6 protein-coding genes and 2 tRNA genes are annotated in these 7,808 nt (G+C 73.7%); all 8 read right to left on the bottom strand.

What is annotated here, in order from left to right:
- Window positions 1-141: 141 nt before the first annotated feature.
- On the bottom strand, window positions 142-570 hold the full coding sequence (locus tag ACRX5W_RS03355; RefSeq protein ID WP_436786359.1) for a MaoC family dehydratase: 429 nt from the start codon (window positions 568-570) through the stop codon (window positions 142-144).
- Between the two features lies 1 nt (window position 571).
- Window positions 572-1,030 carry an FAS1-like dehydratase domain-containing protein gene (locus tag ACRX5W_RS03350; protein WP_436786358.1) on the bottom strand — a complete coding sequence of 153 codons (459 nt, stop codon included), beginning with the start codon at window positions 1,028-1,030 and terminating at the stop codon, window positions 572-574.
- A 312-nt stretch (window positions 1,031-1,342) separates the two neighbouring features.
- Window positions 1,343-1,507, bottom strand: coding sequence for a 50S ribosomal protein L33 (gene rpmG / locus ACRX5W_RS03345; protein ID WP_004571794.1), 165 nt, complete (start codon window positions 1,505-1,507; stop codon window positions 1,343-1,345).
- A 95-nt stretch (window positions 1,508-1,602) separates the two neighbouring features.
- Window positions 1,603-1,675 (bottom strand) — tRNA-Met (locus tag ACRX5W_RS03340).
- Between the two features lie 46 nt (window positions 1,676-1,721).
- Window positions 1,722-1,794: transfer RNA gene (locus tag ACRX5W_RS03335), tRNA-Thr, on the bottom strand.
- Window positions 1,795-1,900: 106 nt separating this feature from the next.
- On the bottom strand, window positions 1,901-3,943 hold the full coding sequence (locus ACRX5W_RS03330; RefSeq protein ID WP_436786775.1) for a hypothetical protein: 2,043 nt from the start codon (window positions 3,941-3,943) through the stop codon (window positions 1,901-1,903).
- Between the two features lie 5 nt (window positions 3,944-3,948).
- A complete protein-coding gene (locus tag ACRX5W_RS03325) occupies window positions 3,949-7,515 on the bottom strand; it encodes a vWA domain-containing protein (RefSeq protein ID WP_436786357.1) in 3,567 nt (1,188 codons plus the stop codon).
- Window positions 7,473-7,646, bottom strand: coding sequence for a DUF5682 family protein (locus ACRX5W_RS03320; RefSeq protein WP_436786774.1), 174 nt, complete (start codon window positions 7,644-7,646; stop codon window positions 7,473-7,475). Before ACRX5W_RS03320 ends, ACRX5W_RS03325 begins: the two co-directional genes overlap by 43 nt.
- Between the last annotated feature and the right edge of the window lie 162 nt (window positions 7,647-7,808).

Here is a 7,808-nt window from a genome sequence, read left to right as displayed (position 1 = left end):
AGGCGACGGGCGGGTCCGCCGAGGCGGAGGGTGGTCAGGGGGGCCAGGGGCGAATCCGCGAGATGCTGCACGCGAACAGATTACGGGGCGGCGGTGTCCGGGACGGCCGCGCCCGCACCGCCGGGCCGCCCGCCGCGCCCGTCAGGCGAGTTGGACGACCGCGCGCGGTACTCCGAGCACCTTGCCGGCCTCGCCGCAGGTCACCGTCAGGTCCACGCGCACACGCCGGTCGTCCAGCTTCTGCGCGACCTTGCCGGTCACCTCCACGGCGGTGCCGTCGGGGTCGGGGACCACGACGGGACGCGTGAACTTGACGCTGTACTCGACGACCGCGGCCGGGTCGCCCACCCAGTCCGTCACGACGCGGACCGCTTCGGCCATCGTGAACATGCCGTGCGCGATGACGTCCGGCAGGCCGACCTCGACCGCGAATCGCTCGTTCCAGTGAATCGGGTTGAAGTCCCCCGAGGCGCCCGCGTACCGGACCAGGTCCTCGCGGCGGACCGGGAAGGTCTGCGCCGGAAGCGCGGTGCCGATCTCGACGTCGTCGTAGCTGATGCCCGCTGCCACGTCAGTTCTCCTCGTCTGCGGTGCCGCGCGCGGCCAGGGTCGAGCGGGCGGTCACGACGTGCTCACCCTCGACGGTCGCGATGTCCGCACGGGTGGTGATGATGTCGTTGCCGGCCATCGTCTTGATGTTCTCCACCGTCACGACGGCCACGAGGCGGTCGCCCGCCCTAACCGGACGCGCGTACGAGAAACGCTGGTCGGCGTGGACGACACGCGAGTAGTCCAGGCCCAGTTCGGGATCCTTCACGATCTGCTCGGCCGCGCCCAGCGAGATCACGATGGGAAACGTGACCGGGGCGATGACGTCCGGGTGCCCGTACTTCGCGGCTGCTTCCGGCTCGCGGTAGACCGGGTTGTCGTCGCCGATCGCGTCGGCGAACTCCCGGATCTTCTCGCGGCCCACCTCGTACGGAGCGGTGGGCGGATATGTGCGCCCGATGAACTTGGGATCCAGCGCCATTGCGGGGTCGCCTCCAGGGAAGCTGCGAGGAACGGAACAACAGGTGCGTCGCCCGGTCGCGGGAGTGGACGTGATTGCCGCAGGGCACTCCGCGTCCTGCCACACCGAATGCGGCGACCGCGTCACCCGGTGACCGAGTGACCGAGTGACCGAGTGACCGAGTGACCGAGTGACCGCAGTATTCCGGATAACCCCCGGGAGGGCCGATACGTCACGTCCGCGACGCGAGTCGGGACGCCCGAGGCAACGCCGACGAGGCCACCCCGGGTGCCGGGATGGCCTCGTCGTGAGTCGGGGGCGGGACCGCTGCGGTCAGCGGGTCTCGCGGTGCGCCGTGTGGGCGTTGCAGCGCGGGCAGTGCTTCTTCATCTCAAGACGGTCCGGGTCGTTGCGCCGGTTCTTCTTGGTGATGTAGTTCCGCTCCTTGCACTCCACACAGGCAAGCGTGATCTTCGGGCGGACATCTGTGGCAGCCACGGGAGCGCCTTCCTGACAGTCGTGGATGGGTGATCAGCGGAATTCAGCAGAAGCAGCCGACCTGAGGTCTCCCCCACATCGGCTCCCTGGCTGGGTAGCGGCGACCGGACTTGAACCGGTGACACAGCGATTATGAGCCGCTTGCTCTACCGACTGAGCTACGCCGCCTCGAAGAAGCCCCCTGCCCGTCACCGGGCAGGGCCTTCTTCGTCAGAGCCCCAATACGGAATCGAACCGTAGACCTTCTCCTTACCATGGAGACGCTCTGCCGACTGAGCTATTGGGGCGAGCAGGTGAAACCATACACGGCCCATGCCCCGCATCGGAAATCGGTTCCGCGGCCTGTCCGCGCCGTGCCCACGGCGGCCGTTCGGCCCGCGGCCGGCCTCGTGCTCAGCCCTGCTCGGGAGGCCGCCACGCGTGTGCGGTGAGAGCGGCGTCGACCGCGCGCACGTACGCGGCAGCGGCCAGCCAGCACCGGGCCAGCCGGTCGGTATCCGCCGGCAGCAGGCGGCCGAAGACGTCCCGGCCCCTGTCTGCTGCTGCGGCCACCAGGTGTTCCAGCAGGTCAGCGGCGGTCCCGAAGCCGTCGCGGCGCAGTCGTGCGGTGTCCCGGGCAAGCGAGCCGGAGACGGCGACCGCCGGGCGCCCACCGGAAAGAGCCCGCTCGATGTGGCGGTGCATCAGATAGGTGGGAGCCGCGTCGAGCCTGCTCGGCGCGGCTGCGAACAGGGGTGGCGCCAGGGGGCGTACGCCGGAGTGATCTTCGGATACACCGTGCTGCGGCGGAGTTTTCGCGGAGTCTTCTTTACCGCTTTCATCCTGATTTCCCGTCATGCCGACCGCGTCGACGGGCGGCAGGTCGGCCTGTTGAAGACGGTCGAGCCCGAGATTCACGCGGCCGCGACGGTCCTTCGGAAGGACGAGGGTGTACGGCCGACCGTGTACGCCGGATTCGCTCGTGTCCGCTGACCGGGCGTCGGCTGTCGGTGCGTCAGTTGCGCGCGGGTCGCCGGCGTCGTCCTCGATCGGGGCTGCCGCGAGCGCGTGGACCGCCGCGTCCGTTCCGGCCTCCAGGCGGCCGATCAGCCGCAGCGCCAGCCCCGGGCGCGTGGCGAGCAGACGCAGGTTGTCGCGGTAGGCCAGCGTCGGGTGGTCGTCCGCGACGAGGAGTTGCAGGACGACGCCCGTGCGGCGGCAGCGGGCGGCGACGCGGTCGCCGCGCGTGCCGGCGTGCGGCGACGCGGCGATCGGGCCGAGGATGTCGATGTCGAGGAAGACCAGGTCGGCGCCCGCGCGGCGGCTGTCCTGGGGAAGTTCGCGGGCGCGCAGCACACGGGCGACCTGGGCGTGCGGCGTTTCGGACCACAACGCGGACGACGGCTCGGCATGCCAGGACACACCGGACGCGCTGACCGCACGGACCGAGGAGCCGGCGCCGAGGCGGCCGGTCGGTGACTCCGTGGCGCCGGAGACGATGAGGCCCGCACGGGACAGGGCGTTGTGGTCCAGTGCGGTGTCGCCCATGCGCACCGCGCGCGCCGCGGCACCGGCGATGCGGTCGGCGGTGCCCGGCATGACGTCCGCGACGCTGCGCAGGGCTCCGTCGGGGCCGAGGACATAGGTGACGACGCCCGCGTGTCCGGAGGCGGTCCGGACGGGTTCGCTGAAGAGGCCGTGCAGGCGAAGCGAGCCGGCGTGCGCGTAGGCCTGCCGGGCGGTACCGAGGAGTTCGGCCGGCGGGGCGTTGCCGGGAACCTTCTCCGAGGCCAACAGGTTTGCGGTGTCAAGGAGTTCGTGGAATGTCTCGGTGAGGTCGGCGAGGCGGTGCGCGGGGTCGTCGCCGCGTGCCGCCCGCAGCCCGGAGGTGACGGCGACGGCTGCCGCGGAGCCCCGGTGCAGGCCCGCGAGGCGCGCGGTGTGCGCCGCGCGGAGGAGTTCGGCCTGTCGCACCGCGCCCGCGCCGGGGATACCGGCGTCGAGGACGGCCGCGGCGGCCTTCCAGAGGCCGAGCGCCGCGGCCTGCTGCTCGGGCGAGCGGCCGGCCGCCGACGCCTCGTCGGATGTGACGGCCGGAGCCTCGGCGGAACCCGCGGCCCTTGCGGATTCGGCGGTGTCGTCGGAGTCGGCGTCCGCGATGTCGAGCATCGACACCGCGGCCGCCCGGTGTACGCAACTGGGTGCCAGCAGGCACGCACAGACGACGTCGTCCGTCGTACGCACGGTCCCGCCGGGCGCGTGCAGCGTCAGCGCGGCCTCGTCGTCGACCGCGATCCGGACACTGTCCCCCTCGCGGGTCGCGGGGCGCGCGGCGAGCTTCCCGATCGCCGCGTCGAGGCGCTTGCGCAGGCGCGGGGGCAGGGCCTCGACGATCTCCGCGACGACGGCCGGGTGCACCGAGACTCCGGCGAGTGCGCCCGATTCCTGCTTCTCCATCGTGCTCAACGGACCTTCTCCCCTACCCAGCGGGCCAGTTCGGTCGGGCTGAGGGCCGCGACGGGCATCCCCGCGGCGACCAGTTGCGCCGCGACGGCGGTCGAGTAGCGGGGCTTGCCGCGGTCGTCCAGACTCGCGCAGCCGAGGACGTGGCAGCCGGAGTTGACGAGTGTGCGAACCTCGCCGAGCAGGCCGCCGAGAGGCCAGCCCTCCTCGAAGTCGCTCACCACCGCGACGAGTGTGCGGGACGGCACGGTGACCAGCTCGCGGGCGTACCGCAGACCGGCGGCGATGTGCGTGCCGCCGCCCACGCGCACGTCCAGCAGCAGGCCGAGTGGGTCGTGCACCTGGTCGGTGAAGTCGATGACCTCGGTCGAGAACGCCACGAAGTGGGTGGTAAGCGCGGGGACTCCGGCGAGGATCGAGGCGGTCAGCGCGGACCAGATCGTCGACGCCTCCATGGAGCCCGACACGTCGACGACCAGGATGAGCCGCCAGTCGGCGGAGCGCCGGGCCTTGGTGCGGAACACCGGCTTCTCCGGGACGACGGTCACGCCGCCGCCGGGCCGTGGGCGCGCGGTGGCCAGGTTGGCGCGGATCGTGCGCGGCAGGTCGAGGCCGCCGCCGGGCCGGCGGCTCGGGCGCGGGATGGTGACGCCGGACAGGGCCGGGCGGAGCCGCGTGGCGAGTTCGCGCGTGAGTTCGGCCACGATGCGGTCGACCAGCGGCCGGAGTGCGGCAATGCGGGACTCCGGGAGCCCGCCCGCGTGTTCGAGGACGGCGCGCAGGAGGTCGACCGACGGGCGGGCCGAGTCGGGGTCCAGTTCGGTGATCGCGTCCCTGCGGCCGGCGGCGACAGCCGCGGCGAGGACTTCCTCGCGGACTGCCGGGCCGAACAGCGCGGCCAGGTCCTCCGCCCAGTCGCGCACCGAGGGGTACGCGGCCTCGCGTCCGCCGCCCGAGCCTGCCGGCCCGCCGCCGAGGTCGCCGCGCGAGCCTTCACCGCGCCCGGTGCCGTAAAGCTCGTCGAGTGCGGCGCCGAGGCGTGTGGCGCGGGGGTCTCGTGGGTCGGTGCGGCGACCGAGGACGAGGCGCCAGCGGGCTTGAGGGGTGAGGGTGTTCGCCGACGCGTCGACGGCAGGTGGTGTCACGGGCGCTTCCGGCCCGGTTTGTGTGGCCGTTGCCCGACGGTGGTGCGGGGGTGCGGGCGGAGCTGCCTTGGCCGTCTTCGCGGGTGCGGTGGTCGCGGCCGCGGAAGTTTTCGGCGACGTCGATGGCGACGCCGACGGCGTGGCCGACGCGGCGGTCGGCGCGGCGGTCGGCGCCGCGTCGGACAGCGCGTCGTCCTGTCCTCCCAGGGGCCACAGCCCCTTGACCGTGAGGGCGTTCCGGCCCGCGATGTCGGCCGACGCCCAGGCGGCCAGCGATTCGGGCGCCACGTCGGTCTGCGTGTCGATCCGGTCGTCCAGGCTCTCCTCGACGACCGCGAGGAGACGGTCCCGGGCGGCCGGGGCGAGCGTGTCGAAGCCGCCGCGGAGCGCGGGTAGGCGGGTCAGGAAATCGTCGTCCGACAGGGCGACGATGCGGGTCAGCAGGGGTTCCAGCGCCTCGCCTCCCGCAGCCAGGAGCGGGCCGGCCGCGGTCAGGACGCCGGTGAGGCGGCGTACGAGGTCGGCGCGGCGGGCGGGGGTGGTGGCGTCGTCGAGCCAGGATGCGACACGAACACCGAACCGGTCGGCGTCGTCGTGGCCGAGCAGGACGCGTACGGCTCCGGCCGCTGCTGCCATCAAGGGGGCGCCGTCGGCTGCGAGCCGGGTCAGCGCGTCAGTCAGTCGCAGACCGCCGAACTCGTCGGCACGTCCGGTGAGTTCGACCAGCGCGCGGGCGTCCGCTGGTTCCTCGGAACCGGCCAGGCCGTCGATCTGGCGCACCGCTGCCGCGGTGAGTTCCGCGGCGATCGGGCGCGTCGCGTCGGGCATCGCCGCGAGGCCCGGTATGTGCCCCGCGTGCAGTCGGTCCAACAGGCCGAGTCCGGCGAGGAGTTCGGGCAGCGATCCGGACGCGGGCAGGATGTCGCCGACCTGGTCGAGGCGTTCGGCCACCAGGTGCGCGAGTCCGCATTCGGCGGCCTGGCGCAACCCGGCCAGCACCTGGGCCGCGGTCGGCCCGCCCTCGTCGCGCTCGCGGCGCTGCCGCTCGCGCAGGACGCCCTCGGCCGCCTGTTCGGGTGTCACGCCGCGAATCCCGGCGACGTCGAGCATGGCCGCCGTCGACGGGGACCAGCGCACGCGCCACCGGGTGGTGACCGCGTCGGCGCCGCCGGTGCCGACGACGTCCACGGCTTCGGCGTAGGGGACCTTGCACACCTCCAGGCGCTTGAGCAGCAGCTCGCGGCGGCGGTCGAGGTCGGTGCGCAGCGGGTCGAGGCGCATGTCGCGTTCCTCGGCGGTGTCCTCACTGTGCGGACCGGGCAACCCCAGATCGGCCAGGGCCTGTTCGACGGCCGGGCCGAGGCCGCTGCGGGGAGCGGCCGGGGCCCGGCAGCCGACGCGCGTGCCCACGAGCACGCGTTCGAGAGCGCGCGCCACCGCGCGGCCCCGGCCGAGGGATTCGCCATGGGTCAGGACGGTCTGCACGGCTTCCAGCAACTCGCCCCGCCCTGCTGCGGGTAGACCCCGCAAACGGGCCAAGTCTCCTGCCACCCGCACGATTTCGCGGGCGTCGGCGGGCCCGGACGGGTGGCCTTGGCCGCGCAGCTCGGCACAGATGCGGGTCGCGGCGCGGGTGAGGGTGTCGTGCAGCGCCTCGGGGTCCCCGGCGGCTGCGTACACCTCGTGCTGCCATTCGGGGTCGCGGATGCCGGCCGGGTAGCCGGAGCGCTCGTCGAGGAGGGCGTACGTGTAGGGCACGAGGGACGTGACCACCCCGTCCGCCCGGGTCGACGGCGCAACGGCGGCCTCGAGGAGCGCCGTGCCGTCGTCCTCCGCAAGCAGTGCGGGGGTGTGGAAGGCGCCCACCACCGCGACCGCGCGGGAGCCGTCGGCGGTCGCCTCGCGAAGCGTGCGGCGCATCCACGCCTCGCGCACCAGGTCGGTGCGGTCGACGCCGCGGCCGAGTTCGGCGTCGCGGCGCAGCGCCCAGCCGACCATGAGGGCGGCCCGGCGTACCGCCTCGGGCGTCGAGCCGGGTGCGGCGGCCTCGACCAGCCGGTCCCACAGGTCGTCGCCGGGCCGACCGGACAGGTTGCGGCCGAGCATGTCGTGCAGTCCGGGGCCGCCACGCACCTGGGCGGGTGCCGCGTCATCGGGACCGGCTGCCGCCCAGCCGCGGTGGGCCAGCGGCAAGTCACAGGCCAGCACCGGGACTTGGTTCCGGGCCGCCCAGCGCACGGCGGCGAGCTCCGGCGAGAAGTCCGCGAATGGGTAGAAGCCAAGCCCGTGTGCGCCCGAGCCGGCGAGGGCGACGGGCGCCTGCGTCTCCTCGTGGGCGAGCCACGGGATCCAGTCCTGGAGGTCCGCGGGGAGTTCGATCAGGAGCACGTCGGGGCGCGCGGCGTCGAGCAGACCGGGCATGGCGGCGGCCAGCGANCCCCGACGGGCGCCTGCGTCTCCTCGTGGGCGAGCCACGGGATCCAGTCCTGGAGGTCCGCGGGGAGTTCGATCAGGAGCACGTCGGGGCGCGCGGCGTCGAGCAGACCGGGCATGGCGGCGGCCAGCGAGGGCGCGTGGTGCCGTACCCCGATGAGGTGCGGGCGCTCCGCCCCGGCCAGGTGCTCGGCGGCGGCCTCCGGCGAGTCGGAGGCGACCGCGGCCGACGCGACCGCCGGAGCGGCTGCCCCGGCGGTCGCGGAACCGGAGGCGGCCGA

The organism is Yinghuangia sp. YIM S10712, from assembly GCF_051388935.1.
Taxonomy (GTDB): Bacteria; Actinomycetota; Actinomycetes; order Streptomycetales; family Streptomycetaceae; genus Yinghuangia.
The sequence above is the reverse complement of the archived record's forward strand: the minus strand, read 5'-3'. Positions and strand labels throughout refer to the sequence as shown.

Bases quoted from the DNA above. Each gene is read 5' to 3' on its own strand.
- ACRX5W_RS03350 (WP_436786358.1), bottom strand. From the start codon at position 1,030: ATGGCGCTGGATCCCAAGTTCATCGGGCGCACATATCCGCCCACCGCT.
- ACRX5W_RS03330 (WP_436786775.1), bottom strand. From the start codon at position 3,943: ATGGAGAAGCAGGAATCGGGCGCACTCGCCGGAGTCTCGGTGCACCCG.
- ACRX5W_RS03325 (WP_436786357.1), bottom strand. From the start codon at position 7,515: ATGCCCGGTCTGCTCGACGCCGCGCGCCCCGACGTGCTCCTGATCGAA.